This is a genomic window from Pseudomonas gessardii, assembly GCF_001983165.1.
GTDB lineage: Bacteria > Pseudomonadota > Gammaproteobacteria > Pseudomonadales > Pseudomonadaceae > Aquipseudomonas > Aquipseudomonas gessardii.
The window spans coordinates 89789-108148 of sequence record NZ_MNPU01000008.1 but is presented as its reverse complement, the minus strand read 5'-3'; the positions used below and the strand labels follow the sequence as shown (position 1 = coordinate 108148).

At 62.2% G+C, this 18360-nt stretch carries 17 protein-coding genes; 7 read left to right on the top strand and 10 right to left on the bottom strand.

What is annotated here, in order from left to right:
* Positions 1 to 78: 78 nt before the first annotated feature.
* Positions 79 to 288, bottom strand: a complete 210-nt coding sequence (locus tag BLL38_RS08480) for a cold-shock protein (RefSeq protein WP_003189131.1) — start codon at positions 286 to 288, stop codon at positions 79 to 81.
* A gap of 180 nt (positions 289 to 468) precedes the next feature.
* Here BLL38_RS08480 and plsB point away from each other — a divergent pair, with 180 nt between their 5' ends.
* From plsB to BLL38_RS08465, 3 genes are read left to right on the top strand one after another with little or no spacing between them, the layout of a single operon-like run.
* Positions 469 to 2970, top strand: a complete 2502-nt coding sequence (gene plsB / locus BLL38_RS08475) for a glycerol-3-phosphate 1-O-acyltransferase PlsB (RefSeq protein ID WP_076962152.1) — start codon at positions 469 to 471, stop codon at positions 2968 to 2970.
* Positions 2971 to 3021: 51 nt separating this feature from the next.
* Positions 3022 to 3423, top strand: coding sequence for a YbaY family lipoprotein (locus tag BLL38_RS08470; RefSeq protein WP_076962151.1), 402 nt, complete (start codon positions 3022 to 3024; stop codon positions 3421 to 3423).
* A gap of 25 nt (positions 3424 to 3448) precedes the next feature.
* Positions 3449 to 4135, top strand: coding sequence for a DUF4197 domain-containing protein (locus BLL38_RS08465; protein ID WP_076962150.1), 687 nt, complete (start codon positions 3449 to 3451; stop codon positions 4133 to 4135).
* Between the two features lie 83 nt (positions 4136 to 4218).
* Here the strand turns inward: BLL38_RS08465 and BLL38_RS08460 are convergent, their stop codons facing one another.
* From BLL38_RS08460 to BLL38_RS08450, 3 genes are all read right to left on the bottom strand, one after another.
* Positions 4219 to 4410: a hypothetical protein gene (locus BLL38_RS08460; protein WP_076962149.1), complete on the bottom strand. Its 192-nt coding sequence runs from the start codon at positions 4408 to 4410 to the stop codon at positions 4219 to 4221.
* A 138-nt stretch (positions 4411 to 4548) separates the two neighbouring features.
* Positions 4549 to 7614 carry an efflux RND transporter permease subunit gene (locus BLL38_RS08455; protein ID WP_076962148.1) on the bottom strand — a complete coding sequence of 1022 codons (3066 nt, stop codon included), beginning with the start codon at positions 7612 to 7614 and terminating at the stop codon, positions 4549 to 4551.
* A gap of 6 nt (positions 7615 to 7620) precedes the next feature.
* Complete coding sequence (locus BLL38_RS08450; protein WP_076962147.1) at positions 7621 to 8724, bottom strand: efflux RND transporter periplasmic adaptor subunit; 1104 nt, start codon at positions 8722 to 8724, stop codon at positions 7621 to 7623.
* 93 nt (positions 8725 to 8817) lie between these two features.
* On the opposite strand from BLL38_RS08450, the gene BLL38_RS08445 reads away from it, so the two are divergent.
* Complete coding sequence (locus BLL38_RS08445) at positions 8818 to 9453, top strand: TetR/AcrR family transcriptional regulator (protein WP_076962146.1); 636 nt, start codon at positions 8818 to 8820, stop codon at positions 9451 to 9453.
* Here the strand turns inward: BLL38_RS08445 and BLL38_RS08440 are convergent.
* Positions 9431 to 10225 carry a class I SAM-dependent methyltransferase gene (locus tag BLL38_RS08440; protein ID WP_076962145.1) on the bottom strand — a complete coding sequence of 265 codons (795 nt, stop codon included), beginning with the start codon at positions 10223 to 10225 and terminating at the stop codon, positions 9431 to 9433. The two genes, BLL38_RS08445 and BLL38_RS08440, sit on opposite strands and share 23 nt — an antisense overlap.
* A 95-nt stretch (positions 10226 to 10320) precedes the next feature.
* On the opposite strand from BLL38_RS08440, the gene BLL38_RS08435 reads away from it, so the two are divergent.
* On the top strand, positions 10321 to 10941 hold the full coding sequence (locus tag BLL38_RS08435) for an energy transducer TonB (RefSeq protein ID WP_076962144.1): 621 nt from the start codon (positions 10321 to 10323) through the stop codon (positions 10939 to 10941).
* A gap of 10 nt (positions 10942 to 10951) precedes the next feature.
* Here BLL38_RS08435 and BLL38_RS08430 read toward each other — a convergent pair whose 3' ends face one another.
* The 5 genes from BLL38_RS08430 to ppc form a co-directional block, all read right to left on the bottom strand.
* Positions 10952 to 11812 carry a DUF72 domain-containing protein gene (locus BLL38_RS08430; protein ID WP_076962143.1) on the bottom strand — a complete coding sequence of 287 codons (861 nt, stop codon included), beginning with the start codon at positions 11810 to 11812 and terminating at the stop codon, positions 10952 to 10954.
* Positions 11812 to 12132, bottom strand: a complete 321-nt coding sequence (locus BLL38_RS08425; RefSeq protein WP_076962142.1) for a hypothetical protein — start codon at positions 12130 to 12132, stop codon at positions 11812 to 11814. The genes BLL38_RS08430 and BLL38_RS08425 overlap by 1 nt, the downstream gene beginning before the upstream one ends.
* Before the next feature lie 192 nt (positions 12133 to 12324).
* Entirely contained in the window at positions 12325 to 13008 is a 684-nt protein-coding gene (gene tsaB / locus BLL38_RS08420) for a tRNA (adenosine(37)-N6)-threonylcarbamoyltransferase complex dimerization subunit type 1 TsaB (RefSeq protein WP_076962141.1), read from the bottom strand.
* 90 nt (positions 13009 to 13098) lie between these two features.
* Positions 13099 to 13746: an adenylate kinase gene (adk, locus tag BLL38_RS08415; protein ID WP_029300155.1), complete on the bottom strand. Its 648-nt coding sequence runs from the start codon at positions 13744 to 13746 to the stop codon at positions 13099 to 13101.
* Between the two features lie 293 nt (positions 13747 to 14039).
* A complete protein-coding gene (gene ppc, locus BLL38_RS08410) occupies positions 14040 to 16685 on the bottom strand; it encodes a phosphoenolpyruvate carboxylase (RefSeq protein ID WP_076962140.1) in 2646 nt (881 codons plus the stop codon).
* A gap of 409 nt (positions 16686 to 17094) precedes the next feature.
* On the opposite strand from ppc, the gene BLL38_RS08405 reads away from it, so the two are divergent.
* Entirely contained in the window at positions 17095 to 17520 is a 426-nt protein-coding gene (locus BLL38_RS08405) for a DUF4398 domain-containing protein (protein ID WP_076962139.1), read from the top strand.
* 53 nt (positions 17521 to 17573) lie between these two features.
* Complete coding sequence (gene lptF / locus BLL38_RS08400) at positions 17574 to 18356, top strand: lipotoxin F family OmpA-related lipoprotein LptF (protein WP_076962138.1); 783 nt, start codon at positions 17574 to 17576, stop codon at positions 18354 to 18356.
* Positions 18357 to 18360 lie beyond the last annotated feature (4 nt).

Sequence of the window (18360 nt, the reverse complement as noted above, 5' to 3'; positions counted from 1 at the left end):
GGTGACTGTATCGCAGGCAAGCCAGCTCCCACACAAGCCCGCTCCCACATGGGTTCAGCGGCGTTGCAGAAATCGGCTTTAAAGACCGACCACATCCTCCGCCTGCAAGCCCTTCTCACCGGTCACCACGGCGTATTCCACCTGCTGGCCCTCGGCCAGGGAGCGGTGGCCTTCCCCGCGGATGGCGCGGTAGTGCACAAACACATCCTTGCCGTCCTCCCGCTGGATAAAGCCATAGCCCTTGGCGTCGTTGAACCACTTCACATTGCCGGTTTCGCGCGTTGTCATCTGTTTGCTCCCACTGGTTTTTTATTGTTGAGTCAGCCCAATTGAACTGCCGAGTATAAGACAGGCTCAAAAACGATCAACTCAACTTTACTTCGCTGCTTTTTTGCCGATTTTCGGCGAATACGGCACACTACCCGCCCGAGCGCCTGCTCGGTTTTTCCCACTCAAAGCAGCACACCTATGACCCGCTCCCCGTTCCGCCGTCTGGTATTTGGCACCTTGCGCCGACTGTTGTACCTCTGGGTTCGCTCGGAAACGATCAACCAGTCGTCCCTCACCCTAAACCTGGACCGCAGCCGGCCGGTGTTCTACGTCCTGCAATCGCCCTCCCTGACCGAACTGGCCGTGGTGGATGCCGAGTGCACCAAGGCCGGCCTGCCGCGCCCGGTGCTGCCGGTGTCCGTTGGCCCGTTGATGGAACCGGCGGCGTTCTTCTACCTGACCCCCGACCCGGACTGGCTCGGCCGCCAGGACAAGCGCGGCGCACCACCGACCCTGACGCGCCTGGTCAACACCCTGAGCGAGCACGCCGAGGAAAATGCCCAGGTCATCCCGGTCAGCGTGTTCTGGGGCCAGTCGCCAGCCAGCGAGTCCAGCCCCTGGAAACTGCTGTTCGCCGACAGCTGGGCCGTCACCGGGCGCCTGCGCCGGCTGTTGAGTATCCTGATCCTGGGGCGCAAGACCCGGGTGCAATTCTCTGCGCCAATCAACCTGCGTGAATTGATCGAGCACAATAAAGGTCACGAACGTACGGTGCGCATGGCCCAACGGATCCTGCGGGTGCACTTTCGCAACCTCAAGACCGCCGTGATCGGCCCCGACCTGTCCCACCGGCGCAACCTGGTCAAGGGCCTGGTAAACATGCCGCTGGTGCGCCAGGCGATCCTCGATGAGGCCGAGCGCGAGAACATCAGCCCGGAAAAAGCCAAGGCCCTGGCCTTGCGCTACGGCAACGAGATCGCCTCGGACTACACCTACACCGCCATCCGCTTCCTCGAAGTGGTGCTGAGCTGGTTCTGGAACAAGATCTACGACGGGATCAAGGTCAACAATATCGAAGGTGTGCAAAAGGTCGCCCAGGGTTACGAAGTGATCTACGTACCCTGCCACCGCAGCCATATCGACTACCTGCTGCTGTCGTACCTGCTGTTCAAGAACGGCTTGACCCCGCCGCACATCGCCGCCGGGATCAACCTCAATATGCCGGTGATCGGCAGCCTGTTGCGCCGTGGCGGGGCGTTTTTCATGCGCCGCACGTTCAAGGGCAACCCGCTGTACACCTCAGTGTTCAACGAATACCTGCACACCCTGTTCACCAAGGGTTTCCCGGTGGAGTACTTCGTCGAGGGCGGGCGCTCGCGTACCGGGCGCATGCTGCAGCCCAAGACCGGGATGCTGGCGATCACCCTGCGCAGCTTCCTGCGTTCCTCACGCATGCCGATCGTGTTTGTGCCGGTGTATATCGGCTACGAACGGGTGCTGGAAGGCCGCACCTACCTGGGCGAACTGCGCGGGGCGACAAAAAAGAAAGAGTCGATCTTCGATATCTTCAAGGTCATTGGCGCGCTCAAGCAGCGCTTTGGCCAGGTGGCGGTCAACTTCGGCGAGCCGATCAAGCTGGCGGAGTTTCTCGACCACGAGCAACCGGACTGGCGCACCCAGGAACTGGCGCCCCACTACAAGCCGGCCTGGCTCAACGAGACCACCAACCGCCTCGGCGAACGGGTGGCCCAGCACCTCAACGAAGCCGCCGCGATCAACCCGGTGAACTTGGTGGCGCTGGCGCTACTGTCCACCAGCCGCCTGGCCCTGGACGACCAGGCCATGGCGCGGGTGCTGGACCTGTACCTGGCGCTGCTGCGCCGGGTGCCCTACTCGCCCCACACCACGCTGCCCGAGGGCGACGGCCAGGCCCTGATCAAGCACGTCAAAGATATGCACCTGCTGTCGGAACAGAGCGATGCCCTGGGCAAGATCCTGTACCTGGACGAGCAAAACGCGGTCCTGATGACCTATTACCGCAACAATGTGCTGCATATTTTCGCCCTGCCGGCGCTGTTGGCCAGTTTCTTCCAGAGCAGCTCGCGCATGAGCCGCGAACAGATCCTGCGCTACACCCGCGCGCTGTATCCGTACCTGCAATCGGAGTTGTTTATCCGCTGGTCCCTGGACGAGCTGGACGCGGTGGTCGACCAGTGGCTCGAAGCCCTGGTGGAACAAGGCCTGCTGCGCTTTGAAAACAACATCTACCTGCGCCCGGCCCCCAGCTCGCGCAACTTTGTGCTGCTGACCCTGCTGTCCAAGAGCATTGCCCAGACCCTGCAACGCTTCTATATGGCCATTTCCCTGTTGCTCAACAGCGGCCAGAACAGTATCAGCGCCGAAGAACTGGAAGACCTGTGCACAGTCATGGCCCAGCGCCTGTCGATCCTACATGGCCTGAATGCCCCGGAGTTCTTCGATAAGAGCCTTTTCCGACATTTCATCCAGACATTGCTGGAGCAAGATGTGCTGCGCCGCGATGAAGCCGGCAAGCTGAGTTACCACGACCTGCTCGGCGAGTTGGCCGAAGGCGCGGCCAAGCGGGTGCTGCCGGCGGAGATTCGCCTGTCGATCCGCCAGGTGGCGCTGCACCGCAACGAGGAAGCGCCCGCGCCGGACGCCGCGGACGAAACCCGCTAGATTTACCAGGGCGCCAGGGTGTTTCTGGCGCCGTTGACAAGGAGCTGTACCATGAAAAAAATCATTCTCCTGGGCCTGACCGCCCTGCTGGGAGCCTGTCACTCGATGAATCCCGCGCCCAAAGCCAGCCTTGATGGCGAAGTGTTCTACCTGCAACGCATTGCCCTGCCGCCTGCCGCCACCTTGAGCGTCAGCCTGCAGGATGTGTCCCTGGCCGACGCCCCCGCCGTGACCCTGGCCGAGCAGAAAGGCCCGGTCAACGGCCAGGTGCCGCTGCCTTTCCACCTGAACTACGACCCGGCCCAGGTCAAGCCCGGCCACAGCTATTCGGTCAGCGCTCGCATCGAGCTGGATGGCAAGCTAATGTTTATCACCACCGAGCGCCATTCGGTGCAGTTGAACGGCCAGGATCCCCAGCCGCTTCGCCTGCGCGTTGACGCCGTTACCCACTGATCCAGTCGATAAAAAGGAAGCGCCCATGCTCCGCAACTCTCTTCGCCTCAGCGCCCTGTGCGCGGGCCTGCTGCTCGGTGCCAACGCCATGGCCCTGTCCCTCGGTGACCTGTCCCAGGGCGACGCCACGGGCGGCCTCAAGGACGCGCTGACCCAAGGCGCGCAGATTGCCGTCAAGCAACTGGGGGCTCCCGGTGGTTTCAGCAATAACCCCGAGGTGAAAATCGGTTTGCCGGGCAAGCTGGAAAAAGCCGCCGGCGCCCTGAAAATGCTCGGTATGGGCGATCAGATCAGCCAACTTGAAGCCAGCATGAACAAGGCCGCCGAGTCCGCTGTGACCCAGGCCCAGCCGATTCTGGTCAATGCCGTGAAAAACATGAGCGTGAGCGACGCCAAGGGCATCCTCAGCGGCGGCCAGGATTCAGCGACCCAGTATCTGGACAAAAGCAGCCGCGAGCAGATCCGCGCCAAGTTCCTGCCAATCGTCAAGCAATCCACGGACAAGGTCGGTGTTGCCCAGCAGTACAACGCGCTGGCCAAAAAAGCGCCCATGGGGTTGTTGGGCGGCAAGAGCGACAGCGTCGAAAACTACGTGACTGAACAAGCGCTGGACGGTTTGTTCAAGATGATTGCCCAACAGGAAGAAAGCATCCGCCAGAACCCGGCAGCCGCCGCCACCAGCCTGGCGAAGAAAGTGTTCGGCGCCCTCTAGGTACACCGTCGGCAACAAACACCAACGCCCCGAATAATCGGGGCGTTGGTGTTATTGCCCAGCAGATATGCACCTCACTACCATCAGCTGTAGGTGATTTTGCCCTCGTACTTGATGGTACTGGAGAACTGCTGTGGTTGAGCGTGGTGATGGTGGTGCTGCTGGCAGGGCGGTGGCTTACATTTGGATTTGCCCTTGCCCTTGCCGAAGTGTTTCCCCATTTTGAAGGCCATCATCGGCATCATACCGAACCCTGCTAGCCCAAACATGCCCATAGGTCATTCCTCACATTTAATGAAACCTCCTCCTGGAGCAACCCCGCCGCCAGGAAAAGGCACCTGAAACCCAGGTAATCCCTGAGTGGCAGGTGCGCAAAAAACAGTTCCTAAACCGTGTAGCCTATTTACTCCACGTTATGCGGATCTCGGCTTGACCCGGAACCACGCCGCATACAACGCCGGCAAAAACAGCAACGTCAGCGCCGTCGCCACAATCAACCCGCCCATGATCGCCACCGCCATTGGCCCGAAGAACACACTGCGCGACAGCGGGATCATCGCCAGCACCGCCGCCAGCGCGGTCAGCACAATCGGCCGGAAGCGCCGCACGGTGGCTTCGATAATCGCTTGCCAGGGTTCCAGGCCGGCCTTGATGTCCTGCTCGATCTGGTCCACCAGGATCACCGAGTTGCGCATGATCATCCCCGACAACGCGATAGTCCCCAGCATGGCCACGAAACCAAACGGCTGGCGGAACACCAGCAGGAACAGCGTCACGCCAATCAGCCCCAACGGCGCGGTAAGGAACACCATGGCCGTGCGCGAGAAGCTGCGCAGTTGCAGCATCAGCAAGGTCAGCACCACCACGATAAACAGCGGCACGCCGGCTTTCACCGAATTCTGGCCACGGGCGGAGTCTTCCACGGTGCCGCCCACGTCCAGCAGGTAACCATCCGGCAGTTCGGCACGCACCGCGGCCAGAGTCGGCAGGATCTGCTGGACCAGGGTCGCCGGCTGCTCCTTGCCATAGATATCGGCGCGTACAGTCACGGTTGGCAGGCGGTTACGGTGCCAGATAATGCCTTCCTCGAAGCCATATTCCAGGGTGGCGATCTGCGACAGCGCCACGCTGGTGCCATTATCGGTCGGCACCGCCAGGCTCGGCAGCAGCGACAGCTCGGTACGCTCATGCACGGTGCCGCGCAGGAGGATTTCGATCAACTCGTTGTCCTCCCGGTATTGACTGACACTGGAGCCGGTCAGGGAACTCTGGAGGAATTTCGACAGGTTGGCCGTGCTCACGCCCAGGGCGCGGGCGCGGTCCTGGTCGACATTGAGGTAGACGATCTTGCTCGGTTCTTCCCAATCCAGATGCACATTCACCACATGGGTATTCTCACGCACCTTGGCCGCCACCTTGCGCGCCAGGGCCCGCACTTCTTCGATGTGCTCGCCGGTCACGCGAAACTGCACCGGATAACCAACCGGCGGGCCGTTCTCCAGGCGCGTGACCCGCGAACGCAGGTCGGGGAATTGCTCGTTGAGGGTCTCGATCAACCAGGTGCGCAGGGTTTCGCGCTCCTCGATGGTCTTGGCCAGCACCACGAACTGGGCAAAGCTGGCCGCCGGCAGTTGCTGGTCCAGGGGCAGGTAGAAGCGCGGCGAACCGGTGCCGACATAGGCCACATAGTTGTCGATCCCGGCATGCGCCTTGAGCAGGCCTTCGAGACGCTTGACCTGATCGGCGGTATTACTCAGCGAGGCGCCTTCGGCCAGCTTCAGGTCGACCATCAGCTCCAGGCGCCCGGACGCCGGGAAGAATTGTTGCGGGACAAAACGGAACAGCGCCACCGAGCCGATAAACAGCAGCACGGTCAGCACAATCACGGTTTTGCGCCGGCGTACGCACCACTCTACCCAGCGCCGTACGCGCTGATAGAACGGCGTACCGTATGGATCCGGTCCATCGGCGCCGTGTTTGGCCGCGTGAATCTTCGCCAGGTCCGGCAGGAGCTTTTCCCCCAGGTAGGGCACAAACACCACGGCCGCGACCCACGAGGCCAGCAGCGCGATGGTCACCACCTGGAAAATCGAGCGGGTGTATTCGCCGGTACTCGATTGCGCGGTGGCAATCGGCAGGAAGCCGGCTGCGGTGATCAGCGTACCGGTGAGCATCGGGAACGCGGTACTGGTCCAGGCGAAGCTGGCCGCCTTCAGGCGGTCGTAGCCCTGCTCCATTTTGATCGCCATCATTTCCACGGCGATGATCGCGTCGTCGACCAACAAACCCAGGGCCAATACCAGGGCACCGAGGGAGATCTTGTGCAGGCCGATCCCCAGGTAATACATGCAGGCAAAGGTCATGGCCAGCACCAGCGGAATCGCCAGGGCCACCACCATGCCGGTGCGCACGCCCAGGGAGAAAAAGCTCACCAGCAGCACAATCGCCAGGGCCTCGGCCAGCACCTGGACGAATTCGCCCACGCTGGTCTTCACCGCCGCCGGCTGGTCCGACACCTTGCGCAGCTGCATGCCGGCCGGAAGGTTCTTCTGCAGGCGTGCGAACTCAGCCTCAAGGGCCTTGCCCAGCACCAGGATGTCGCCACCATCACGCATGGCCACGGCCAAGCCGATCGCGTCGTCCCCCATATAGCGCATACGCGGCGCCGGCGGGTCATTGAAGCCACGGTGAATCTCGGCCACGTCGCCGATGCGGAAGGTGCGGTCGCCCACGCGGATCGGGAAATTGCGGATCTCTTCCACCGCCTTGAAGTTACCCGACACCCGCAACTGCACACGCTCGCTCGGGGTTTCAAAGAAGCCGGCGGTAGACACCGCGTTCTGCTCCTGCAATGCCTGTTGCACCGCCGCCAGGGGCAGGCCGAGGGTGGCGAGCTTGAGGTTGGACAGCTCGATCCAGATCTTCTCGTCCTGTAGCCCCAGCAGCTCGACCTTGCCCACATCCGGCACCCGTTGCAGCTGGATCTGGATGCGGTCGGCGTAGTCCTTGAGCACCGCGTAGTCAAAACCCTCGCCGGTCAGGGCGTAGATATTGCCAAAGGTGGTGCCGAATTCATCGTTGAAGAACGGGCCCTGGATATCCGGTGGCAGGGTCTGGCGGATATCGCTGATCTTCTTGCGCACCTGGTACCAGAGGTCGGGAATCTGCGCCGAGTGCATCGAGTCCCGGGCGATAAACGTGACCTGGGATTCGCCCGGGCGGGAGAACGAGACAATGCGCTCGTACTCGCCGGTTTCCATCAGTTTCTTTTCAATGCGCTCGGTGACCTGGCGCGACACTTCCTGGGCCGTGGCGCCTGGCCAGTTGGTCTTGATGACCATGGCCTTGAAGGTGAACGGTGGATCTTCGCTTTGCCCCAGCTTGGTGTAGGACAACGTGCCGACGACCGCCAGCAACAGCATCAGGAACAGGACGATCTGGCGATTACGCAACGCCCATTCGGAAAGATTGAAACCCATCGGGGACTACTCCTTGTTGGCCGCCAGATTCACCACCCGGTTGGAGCGATCCACCGGGCGCACTTGCTGGCCCTCATGGAGCACATGGACACCGGCGGCAATCACCCAGTCAGTGGGGGCCAGGCCTTCGAGCACCGGCACGCTTTTTTCGCCGAAGGCGCCGATGCGCACCGCCGTGCGCTTGAGGGTGTTATCCGGCTTGACCAACCAGACGTAGGACACACCATTCTCCGCACTGAGGGCAGACAGCGGCACCGCCAAGGGAATCACACCGTCGGCCTGGATAAAGACCCGCGCACTCTGCCCCAGCTCCGCCGGGACCTTACCGGCGTTGAAGGCAACACGGGCAGCAAAGGTGCGCGACTTGGGATCGGCCGCAGGCGACAGCTCGCGAATGCGCCCTGCGAAACGTTGCTCGGGCTGGCTCCACAACTCCACCGAGACCGGCTGGCCGACCTTGAAGCGGCCGAAGCTTTGCTCCGGAAAGCTGATCAACACTTCACGCTCGCCATCGGTGGCCAGGGTGAACACGGTCTGCCCGGCAGACACCACTTGCCCGACTTCCACCGCACGCTTGGCCACCACCCCATCCTGGGGCGCACGCAGCACGGCATAGCCGGCCTGGTTGTTGGCCACGTCGAATTCGGCCTTGATCTGCTGCAGGCGGGCGACGCCTGCGCGGTAGAGGTTTTCGGAATTGTCGTACTGGGAGCGGCTGACCATCTGACGGTCCATCAGGGTCTTGTAGCGATCACGCTCGGCCCGCACCAGGCTCAGATTGGCCTCGGCTGCCGTGACCTGGGCACGCGTGGCCTGCAGTTGCAGGCGTACATCCTGGGGGTCGAGCTCGGCCAGCGGCTGGTTGGCCTTGACGCGCTCGCCCTCTTCCACCAGCCGGCGGCTGACTTTACCGCCAATGCGAAAGGCCAGGTCCGGCTCATAACGGGCACGAACCTCGCCGGGGTAGCTGTCCATTGCCAGCGCCGAAGGCTGTGGTTGCACCACCATGGCCGGACGGACGGTGGTTTGAGCCGCCTCTTCATGGCCGCAGGCAGCCAATAAAAGAGCAAGGCTGACAGGCAACGCGAGGGGCAGGAAAATGCTGCGCATGCTGAAGGACCTTTCGCAAATAGTGCTTGGAGTAATTATACTGACCGGTATGTTATTAATACCAAACTCACCAGTCCACTATTTAAAGTAAAAATGTCTGACAATCCTGTAACCACCAATAGCCCCGGGCGTCCCAAGGACATGGCAAAACGCCAGGCAATCCTCGACGCAGCGAAAATCCTGTTCTTGAGCAACGGTTACGCGAGCACCAGCATGGACGCCGTGGCCCTTGAGGCGGGGGTGTCGAAACTGACGGTCTACAGCCACTTCACCGACAAGGAAACCCTGTTCACCGCCGCCGTCGAGGCCAAGTGCGAAGCGCAACTGCCGGTGATGTATTTCGAGCTGCCCGACGGTGTGCCGGTGGAGAAGGTGCTGCTGAACATCGCCCGGGGCTTTCACCTGCTGATCAACAGCGATGAGTCGGTGAACCTGCATCGCTTGATGATGACCTCGGGTAATCAGGATCCGAAGCTGTCGCAGATCTTCTTTGAAGCCGGCCCCATGCGGATGTTGCAGGGCATGGAACGCTTGCTGGGCAAGATCAACCAGAGTGGTGCCTTGAGCATCGACAAGCCGTTTACTGCGGCCGAACACTTCTTTTGCATGCTCAAGGGCACGGCCAATTTCCGCTTGCTGTATGGCTGTGGCGAACGCTTGAGCAAAGCCGCCGCCGAAGAGCATGTGCAGGAAGTGGTGGGGTTTTTTATGCGGGCGTACCGGCCTTGAGCGCTTTCTTCGGATAAATATCGTACCGGCTGGATTTGCCATCCAGCGCATGGCTCGGCTTGGGCCCGTCGATGCACGGCGCCTTGCGTGGGCGCTTTACCACCACCCGATGGCTGGCCAGGGCCAAGGCCGCCGCGAGCAACGCCGGGGCATCCGGGTCGTCGCCCACCAGCGGGCGAAACAGGCGCATTTCCTTCTTCACCAGGGCGGTTTTCTCACGGTGGGGAAACATCGGGTCGAGGTAGATCACCTGCGGCGGCTCCCCCTCCCAATGGCGCATCACCTCGATGGAGTTGCCTTTGAGCAGGGTCATCCGCGCAACAATGGGCGCCACTTCAAAATCATCCGCCCCACGCGCCAGGCCATCTTCGAGCAAGGCCCCGATCAACGGCTGACGCTCGATCAGGCTCATCTCGCAGCCCAGGCTGGCCAGTACGAACGCGTCCTTGCCCAGGCCCGCCGTGGCATCCAGCACCCGCGGACGCACACCTTGGGACACCCCCACCGCCTTGGCGATCATCTGCCCGCTGCCACCGCCATAGAGCCGGCGATGGGCCGCACCGCCCTCGACAAAATCCACCCGCACCGGGCCAGGCGCATCGGGGCCCAGCTGTTGCAGTTGCAGGCCATGCTCGCCCACTTGCAGGGCAAACTCAGCATCCGCCAGCTGCACAGGCAAGCCAAGCTGCTCGGCCCAGTGCTGGGCGCGGGCCTGGAAACCGTCGGCCAAGGCCTCGACCCGAATGCGGCTGGCCGCGGGTTGTTCGCTCATCGTTTGCTACGCTCAAAAATATTAAGGATCGGCCAAAAGCGGCCGATAAAAAAGGATCAGGCATTTTGCCAGACCCTGAGCGTCGACCGAGAGAAATGTCAGACATTCATTCCCTATTCACCGGTGTCCTGCCGACCCACAACCACTTCGGCCTGCGCAATACCCAAGCGCTGGCCGGCGTCAGTCATGTGTGGCAGGACTTCTTCGCCCGGGCGTTGGCCGAGCAGCTTGGCCAGGAGCCAGGGGCGCAGTTGGCCGCAGACCCGGTGCCGGTGGATGCCTCGATCGAACCCAGCGCCGGCAGCGACCTGCTGACGCAAATCGTTACCCAACGTCATTGCGACGTCCAGGACACCGAGGTCGCCCCGCCTGAGCCACTGTTCCTGCCGATTGCCGAGTTCGAACTGGACCTGCTGCCACCGGCGGCCGTGCCGTTCCCGGAGGATGAAATCGTTGCCCAGCAACGCCAGCAGAACTTCGAGAGTGGCTGGGTACGCCCCATCGTCCTCACTGCCGGCCAGCCATTACCCGCCCCGGGCCCGGCGCCGCAAGCCAAGCCGTTGTTCCTGCCGATTGCCGAGCTCGAACTGGACCTGCTGCCACCCGCCGCCGAACCGTATCCCGATGAAGAACTAGCGCTGCAGCAAAAGGCATTGGACTTCGATTGTGGTTGGGCCCGCCCGCTGATCCTGCAGAACCTGCGCCTGGCGGCTTGATCCCGCGCGCCTAGAGCAACCCCAGTTGCTCCACCGCAGGTTCCCGATGCAACTGCGCCAACGCTGGCAACCCCGGCAACCGCACTCTCAATTGCTGGTGAAAGCGTATGGCCAGTTGGGCCGCCAGGCGGTTGTCCGAGGTGTGCAAGAACACATAGGGCGTGCGCCCTTCCTCGATCCAGCCGGCGACTTTTTCCACCCACGGCACCAGGAACGGATCGTTGGCTTCCAGCTCCGGGTGGCCGATAAAGCGCACCTGGGGGAACTGGGTCAACGCCGCCGGCCGGGGCGGGACCTTGGGCTTTTTCGATTGGGCATGGAGCACGGCGGCCGAGGTTGAAGTGCAACTGAACAACGCCCGTGGGTCCAGGCAGATGCGCTCGACACCACGGTCACGCAGCAAGCGGTTGAGGCTGCGCTCGGCGTCGCCCTTGGCGAAGAATTCGCGGTGACGCACTTCCACCGCCAGCGGGCGCTCCAGGCCGTCGATAAACCCTGCCAGTTCCCCCAGCCGCTGCGGGGTGAAACTGGCCGGCAGTTGCAGCCACAGTGGCGAAACCCGCTCGCCCAGCGGGCTCATCAGGCCGAGGAAGCTTTCGGCGGCGGGCAACTGTTCGCGCAGGTCAGCACTGTGGCTGATATCACCGGGAAATTTGGCGGTAAACCGAAAGTGCGCGGGCATGATCTCGGCCCAGCGCTGCACGGTGGCCACCGAGGGCCGCGCGTAGAAGGTGGTGTTGCCTTCGCAGGCGTTGAACACCTGGCAATAGAGCCCGAGAAAATCCGTGGCGCGGGCATCTTGTGGATACAGGTACTCGCGCCAGGCGTTTTCACTCCAGGACGGGCAACCGAGGAAATAAGGCAACAGCATCAGATATGGATATCGAGACCCAGCACTTCCATATCCCATTCGACAAAGCCTGCCGTGGTCAGGTAGCTGGCCAGGGCCGTGGCAACGTTGCGGCTCATGGAGCGCGGGAAGACCATGTCTTGCTGGCGCGCCGGAACGCCGCTGATACGTGCGCCGCTGGCGCCCTGGGAGCGCGCGGAAGGCGTCGCGCCTTGGGAGGTTTCTGGCTGGACTTCAATAAAGTCGGGGGACTCTTCGACGGACTCGTCTACCGTCACGTTCGCCTTGCGTGGCTTGCGCTTGAGGGGGTAGGGCTGGGAAGAAAAGCCGTCTATACGCATGCATGCAGATCCGTGATCAGTAATGGCAATTTAGCGGCACTTTCCTTGGCACGCAAATGCTCTGGTGACAACTAGAACACATAAATGGGCAAAGGTTTAAACCCAGGGGGAAATTCTGACGATTGGTGAGGATTGCCTGCGATCAACGGTGGGGCTCGACAGCTCCCACATTAGAGGCTGACCGCAATAAACCTAGAGCCCGCGCTCAGCCTTGGTCTGCGCCACTTTATCGCGCAGGTACACCGGAGCGGCCTGATCAGCCGGGATCGCCTCGCCGCGTTCCCAGGCAAAACGCGCCAGGGTCAGCAGGTCTTCGGCATGGGGCAACATCCCGGCATCCTGGCCGACCGTTGCCACGGCGATCCGCTCGCCATACCCCCAACCCGTACCGGCACCAAACCAGTCGCCACTGGCATCGGCCGGCAACGCGGCGGCTTCGGGTGGCTGCACCGCTTCAACGCCGACCAGGCGCATCTCGCCAGCAGTTTCGCGGTAGCAGCCCCAGTAGACCTCATCCATCCGTGCATCAATGGCTGCCGCCACCTGGGCCGCGCCATGCTCACGCAGTGCGCGCTGGGCCAGCACGGCCAGGTTGGACACCGGCAATACCGGGCGCTCCAGGGCAAACCCCAGGCCCTGCACCACGCCGATGGCGATGCGCACGCCAGTGAACGCCCCCGGGCCGCGGCCAAAGGCGATGGCGTCCACCGCCGACAAGGTGGTGCCGGCATCGAGCAACAACTGCTTGATCATCGGCAGCAACTTTTGCGCGTGCAAGCGGGGGATCACCTCATAGTGGCTCGTGACCTTGCCGTCATGCAGCAGGGCAACGGAGCAAGCTTCAGTCGCGGTGTCCAGGGCCAGCAGGGTGCTCATCGGTGGGGGTGTCCAAATCGAAAAAAAGTTTACCAGTATAAACAACAACGGCCCGCAAGCGGGCCGTTGAACGTCAAGCCGATCGTCAGATCAGTTCAGCGCTTGCAGCACCTTGGCGGTGATGGCTTCCACCGAGCCAACGCCCGGGATGTGGCTGTATTTCGGCTTGCCCTGGGCCGCCGACAGCTTCTGGTAGAACTCTACCAGTGGCTTGGTTTGGGAGTGGTAGACCGACAGGCGATGACGCACGGTTTCTTCGGTGTCGTCCTTGCGCTGTACCAGGTCGTCACCAGTCACATCATCCTTGCCTGCCACTTTGGGCGGGTTGTAGACGATGTGGTAGACGCGGCCCGAGGCTTCGTGAACGCGGCGACCGGCAATACGCTGCACGATTTCTTCGTCTTCAACGGCGATTTCAACCACCGCATCCAACTCGACGCCGGCCTTCACCAGGGCTTCGGCCTGGGGAATGGTGCGGGGGAAACCGTCGAACAGGAAGCCGTTCTTGCAGTCTTCCTGGCTGATGCGTTCCTTGACCAGGTTGATGATCAGGTCGTCGGAAACCAGGCCACCGCTGTCCATCACGCTCTTAGCGATCAGGCCCAGCTCGGTGCCGGCCTTGACGGCAGCGCGCAACATGTCGCCCGTGGAGATTTGTGGAATGCCGAACTTTTCAGTGATGAACTTTGCCTGAGTACCTTTACCGGCCCCGGGAGCTCCCAGCAGAATGACGCGCATCGATGTGCTCCTCAATTTTTTATAGAGATGACGCTCGGATTCGCCGCGTGGGGCCAATCTCGTAGAATATGCTCGTAAAAATACGAATCCAGGCCGCCCAACCGGCCAAAGGCTGATCAAGATACACAGCGAGCCCTAACCACACAAGCCGCCAAAAGTCGGAAGAACCCGCACCACACAAGCCTTTTGGTCGCGGTATCCCTTGGTGCAACCCCGCCCCAAAACCGCCGGCACCGCCCTTTCGGGTCGGCCGGCGGTTTTGTCTGCAAGCCCTTGAGAACACGCGACAAATGTCAGCCAGTGTTACGCAGCCCGGCGGCAATACCGGCCACGGACACCAGCAGCGCCTGTTCCAGAGGGCTGTCCTGTGTCGCCTCCTGCTGGCGGGAGCGGGCCAGCAGCTCGGCCTGCAACAGGTGCAACGGGTCGAGGTAGGTGTTGCGCAGGCGGATGAACTCCAGGGTGTCGGGGCTGTGGGCCAGCAACTGCGACTGGCCGGTCAGGCCAAGCACCACGGCACACGCCTGCGACAATAGGTCGCGTAAATGCGCGCCCAATGGCAGCAGGTCGGCGTGTACCAGACGTTGGTCATACAGCCGGGCGATATCGGCGTCGGCCTTGGCCAGGACCATTTCCAGCATATCGATGCGGGTGCGGAAGAACGGCCATTGCTCACGCATCTGCCCCAGCAACTGGCCTTCGCCGCGCTCCAGGGCCTTGCTCAAGGCCGCTTCCCAGCCCAGCCAGGCCGGCAGCATCAGGCGCGTCTGGGTCCAGCCGAAAATCCACGGGATTGCGCGCAGGCTCTCGATGCCCCCGGCACGACGCTTGGCCGGGCGACTGCCCAGGGGCAAGCGGCCCAGTTCCTGCTCCGGCGTGGACTGGCGAAAATACTCGACGAACTGCGGATTTTCCCGCACCACCGCGCGATAGGCGCTGACACCATCGGCCGCCAATTCATCCATCAAATGGCGCCAGGCCGGCTCCGGGGGTGGCGGTGGCAACAAGGTCGCCTCCAGTACCGCGGCCAGGTACAGATTGAGGTTCTGCTCGGCGATATCCGGCAGGCCGAACTTGAAGCGAATCATCTCGCCCTGCTCGGTGGTGCGGAACCGCCCGGCCACCGAGCCCGGTGGCTGCGACAAAATCGCCGCGTGGGCCGGGCCGCCGCCACGGCCAACGGTGCCGCCGCGACCATGGAACAACAGCAACTCCACCTGCTGCTCGCGGCAGATATCCACCAGGCGTTCCTGGGCCCGGTATTGGGCCCAGGCCGCCGCAGTAGTGCCGGCGTCCTTGGCCGAGTCCGAATAGCCGATCATCACTTCCTGCGGGCCTTGCAGACGCGCGCGATAGCCGGGCAACAGCAGCAGGCGCTCGATCACCGGGCCGGCGTTGTCCAGGTCGGCCAGGGTCTCGAACAGCGGCACCACACGCATCGGCCGCTGCACCCCGGACTCCTTGAGCAGCAACTGCACCGCCAGCACATCGGACGCCGCGCCGGCCATGGAGATAACGTAGGAGCCCAGGGAGGCGGCGGGCGCGGCGGCAATTTCCTTGCAGGTATTGAGCACTTCGGCGGTGTCGGCCGATGGCTTGAAATACCCCGGCAACAATGGGCGACGGTTGGCCAATTCCTGCATCAGGAAGGTGATGCGCGCGTCTTCGTCCCAGTCCTCATAGCGACCCAGGCCCAGGTAGTCGGTGATTTCGCTCATCGCCGCCGAATGCCGGCTGGAGTCCTGGCGCACATCCAGGCGCACCAGGAACAGGCCGAACGTTACCGCACGGCGCAGGCAATCGAGCAGCGGGCCGTCGGCAATCACGCCCATGCCACAGGCGTGCAGGGACTGATAGCACAGCTCCAGCGGCTCCAGCAGGTCGCGATTGTTTTGCAGCACCTCGGCCGGCGCCGGGAGGCTGCCGGCCAACGCCGCGTGCGCCCAATTGCGGGTGGCGCGCAGGCGTTCGCGCAGTTGCTTGAGCAAGGCCCGATAAGGCTCGACGCTATCGCCGACCCTGGCCTGCAACTCGGGGCTGGCCTGCTGCATCGACAGCTCGGAGGCCAACTGATCGATATCGCGCAAGTACAGGTCCGCCGCCATCCAGCGCGCCAGCAGCAAGACTTCACGGGTCACGGGCGCCGTCACGTTGGGGTTGCCGTCACGGTCGCCGCCCATCCACGAGGCGAAGCGGATCGGTGCCGCCTCCAGGGGCAGGCGCAGGCCGGTGGCGGCGTGCAAGGCGTGATCGGCCTTGCGCAGGTAGTTGGGGATCGCGTGCCACAACGAATGCTCGATCACCGCAAAGCCCCACTTGGCCTCGTCCACCGGGGTGGGCCGGGTGCGGCGGATTTCTTCGGTGTGCCAGGCTTCGGCGATCAGCCGTTGCAGGCGTTGACGAATCTGCTCGCGCTCGGCGCTGGTCAAGTCACGGTGATCCTGCAAGGCCAGTTGCGCGGCGATAGCGTCGTATTTCTGGATCAGGGTGCGGCGCGCGACTTCGGTGGGGTGGGCGGTGAGCACCAGCTCGATCTCCAGCCGTGCCAACTGGCGGGCCAGGGATTCACTGCTATGGCCTTCACGCTGCAAACGCGCCAGCAACTCGGGCAGCACCCGCGATTCAAACGGAGCCGGCTGGGACTCATCGCGCCGGTGAATCAGTTGGTACTGTTCAGCGATATTGGCCAGGTTGAGGAACTGGTTGAACGCACGCGCCACCGGCAACAACTCGTCTTCCTGCAACTGGTTGAGGCTGGCGCTGAGCTCTTCGCCGGCCGCCGCCTCCGTTGCCGCGCCCCGGCGATCGGCCTTGGCGCCCTTGCGGATCTGCTCGATCTTGTCGAGGAACTCATCACCGTACTGTTCTCGAATCGTGTTGCCCAGCAGTTCACCCAGCAGGTGAACATCTTCACGCAAACGTGCATCGATATCGCTCATCAGCCAATCTCCAGCCAGGAATCCGGGACGCTTTGATCCTCAAGAGTGCCGTTCAAGCCTCGCGCTTACAAGCAATGTTCGGCATCTCTGTGGCAAGCCCGCTCGCCACTATTTCTTTGCTTATTCACTGAACAGCATTCCCCCTTCTATTCCGGGCCTTTCAGGGCATTTGAGTACTACTGCGCGCAGCAAAAGTTCCATTTTTCACACGCTGACTATCGGGTCAGATTTGTTCAGATGTTTTTTCGGGCAAATCGCCATCTTTGCTGAACTATTCAAAAAAGCCTTGGGTCACAGCCAGTAAGCCATCACTTGGAACAGGCGTTTGAAAAGGCACACTGAGCTTCACCGCCAAAACGCAGACGCTGAACACCGTAGATGGATTTGATGTTTTTTCAGGAGTTACCCAATGGAGTTGAAGACGATGAAGACCAGCACTGCCAAATCCTCGTTTAACCATCTGCGCGGGCTTAAATTGGCCGCGTTGGCAATCGGTACCAGCTTCGTCCTCGCGGGCTGCGCCGGCAACCCGCCAACCGAGCAGTACGCCGTGACCCAATCGGCCGTGAACAGCGCCGTCAGCGCTGGCGGTACCGAATACGCCGCCGTGGAAATGAAAGCGGCCCAGGACAAGCTCAAGCAAGCCGAACTGGCCATGCATGACAAGAAGTACGACGAAGCCCGTCGCCTGGCCGAACAGGCCGAGTGGGACGCACGCGTTGCAGAGCGCAAGGCCCAGGCTGCCAAGGCCGACCTGGCCCTGAAGGATTCTCAGAAGGCTGTTCAGGAGCTGCGTCAGGAAGGTATGCGCCCTGCTGTGATCCAGCATAAGTAAGCAGCGCCTTGTTTGCATCGCACTCGAAATCGAATTGAAAGGACGACACCACTATGCGTAAACAACTGATGATCCCTGCCCTGCTGGCGATGAGCGTTGCACTGGCGGCTTGCTCCACCCCGCCTAACGCGAACCTGGAAAACGCACGGACCAACTTCTCGGCCCTGCAAGCCAACCCGCAGGCGACCAAAATCGCCGCCTTGGAAACCAAGGACGCCAGCGAATGGCTGGACAAGGCCGACAAGGCTTACCGCGACAAGGAAGACGAGAAGAAGGTCGACCAACTGGCCTACCTGACCAACCAGCGCGTTGAAGTGGCCAAGGACACCATCGCCCTGCGCGAGTCCGAAGCCAAGCTGAAAAACGCCGGCGACGAACGTGCCCGCGCCCTGCTCGAAGCCCGCGACGCACAGATCAAGCAACTGCAAGGCAGCTTGAATGCCAAGCAGACTGAGCGCGGTACCCTGGTAACCTTCGGTGACGTGCTGTTTGCCACCAACAAGGCTGACCTGAAATCCAGCGGCCTGGTGAACATCAACAAACTGGCACAATTCCTCCAGGAAAACCCGGATCGCAAAGTGATTGTCGAAGGCTACACCGACAGCACCGGCAGCGATGCCTACAACCTGACCCTGTCTGAGCGCCGCGCGGCTTCGGTGCAGGTTGCACTGATCAAGATGGGCGTTAACCCAGGCCGTATCGTGACCACCGGCTACGGCAAGGAATACCCGGTTGCCGATAACGCCAGCGTGTCGGGCCGTGCCATGAACCGCCGCGTTGAAGTGACCATCTCCAACGACAACCAGCCGGTCAAGCCGCGTTCTTCGATTCAATAATCGA

What these genes read in the sequence shown, in the direction of transcription:
- BLL38_RS08455 (WP_076962148.1), bottom strand. Translation starts at nt 7,614, where the DNA reads ATGGGTTTCAATCTTTCCGAATGGGCGTTGCGTAATCGCCAGATCGTC.
- BLL38_RS08465 (WP_076962150.1), top strand. Translation starts at nt 3,449, where the DNA reads ATGCTCCGCAACTCTCTTCGCCTCAGCGCCCTGTGCGCGGGCCTGCTG.
- BLL38_RS08425 (WP_076962142.1), bottom strand. Translation starts at nt 12,132, where the DNA reads ATGCGTATAGACGGCTTTTCTTCCCAGCCCTACCCCCTCAAGCGCAAG.
- adk (WP_029300155.1), bottom strand. Translation starts at nt 13,746, where the DNA reads ATGCGCGTCATTCTGCTGGGAGCTCCCGGGGCCGGTAAAGGTACTCAG.
- lptF (WP_076962138.1), top strand. Translation starts at nt 17,574, where the DNA reads ATGCGTAAACAACTGATGATCCCTGCCCTGCTGGCGATGAGCGTTGCA.
- BLL38_RS08480 (WP_003189131.1), bottom strand. Translation starts at nt 288, where the DNA reads ATGACAACGCGCGAAACCGGCAATGTGAAGTGGTTCAACGACGCCAAG.
- tsaB (WP_076962141.1), bottom strand. Translation starts at nt 13,008, where the DNA reads ATGAGCACCCTGCTGGCCCTGGACACCGCGACTGAAGCTTGCTCCGTT.
- plsB (WP_076962152.1), top strand. Translation starts at nt 469, where the DNA reads ATGACCCGCTCCCCGTTCCGCCGTCTGGTATTTGGCACCTTGCGCCGA.
- BLL38_RS08445 (WP_076962146.1), top strand. Translation starts at nt 8,818, where the DNA reads ATGTCTGACAATCCTGTAACCACCAATAGCCCCGGGCGTCCCAAGGAC.
- BLL38_RS08460 (WP_076962149.1), bottom strand. Translation starts at nt 4,410, where the DNA reads ATGGGCATGTTTGGGCTAGCAGGGTTCGGTATGATGCCGATGATGGCC.
- BLL38_RS08440 (WP_076962145.1), bottom strand. Translation starts at nt 10,225, where the DNA reads ATGAGCGAACAACCCGCGGCCAGCCGCATTCGGGTCGAGGCCTTGGCC.
- BLL38_RS08450 (WP_076962147.1), bottom strand. Translation starts at nt 8,724, where the DNA reads ATGCGCAGCATTTTCCTGCCCCTCGCGTTGCCTGTCAGCCTTGCTCTT.
- BLL38_RS08405 (WP_076962139.1), top strand. Translation starts at nt 17,095, where the DNA reads ATGGAGTTGAAGACGATGAAGACCAGCACTGCCAAATCCTCGTTTAAC.
- BLL38_RS08430 (WP_076962143.1), bottom strand. Translation starts at nt 11,812, where the DNA reads ATGCTGTTGCCTTATTTCCTCGGTTGCCCGTCCTGGAGTGAAAACGCC.
- BLL38_RS08470 (WP_076962151.1), top strand. Translation starts at nt 3,022, where the DNA reads ATGAAAAAAATCATTCTCCTGGGCCTGACCGCCCTGCTGGGAGCCTGT.
- BLL38_RS08435 (WP_076962144.1), top strand. Translation starts at nt 10,321, where the DNA reads ATGTCAGACATTCATTCCCTATTCACCGGTGTCCTGCCGACCCACAAC.
- ppc (WP_076962140.1), bottom strand. Translation starts at nt 16,685, where the DNA reads ATGAGCGATATCGATGCACGTTTGCGTGAAGATGTTCACCTGCTGGGT.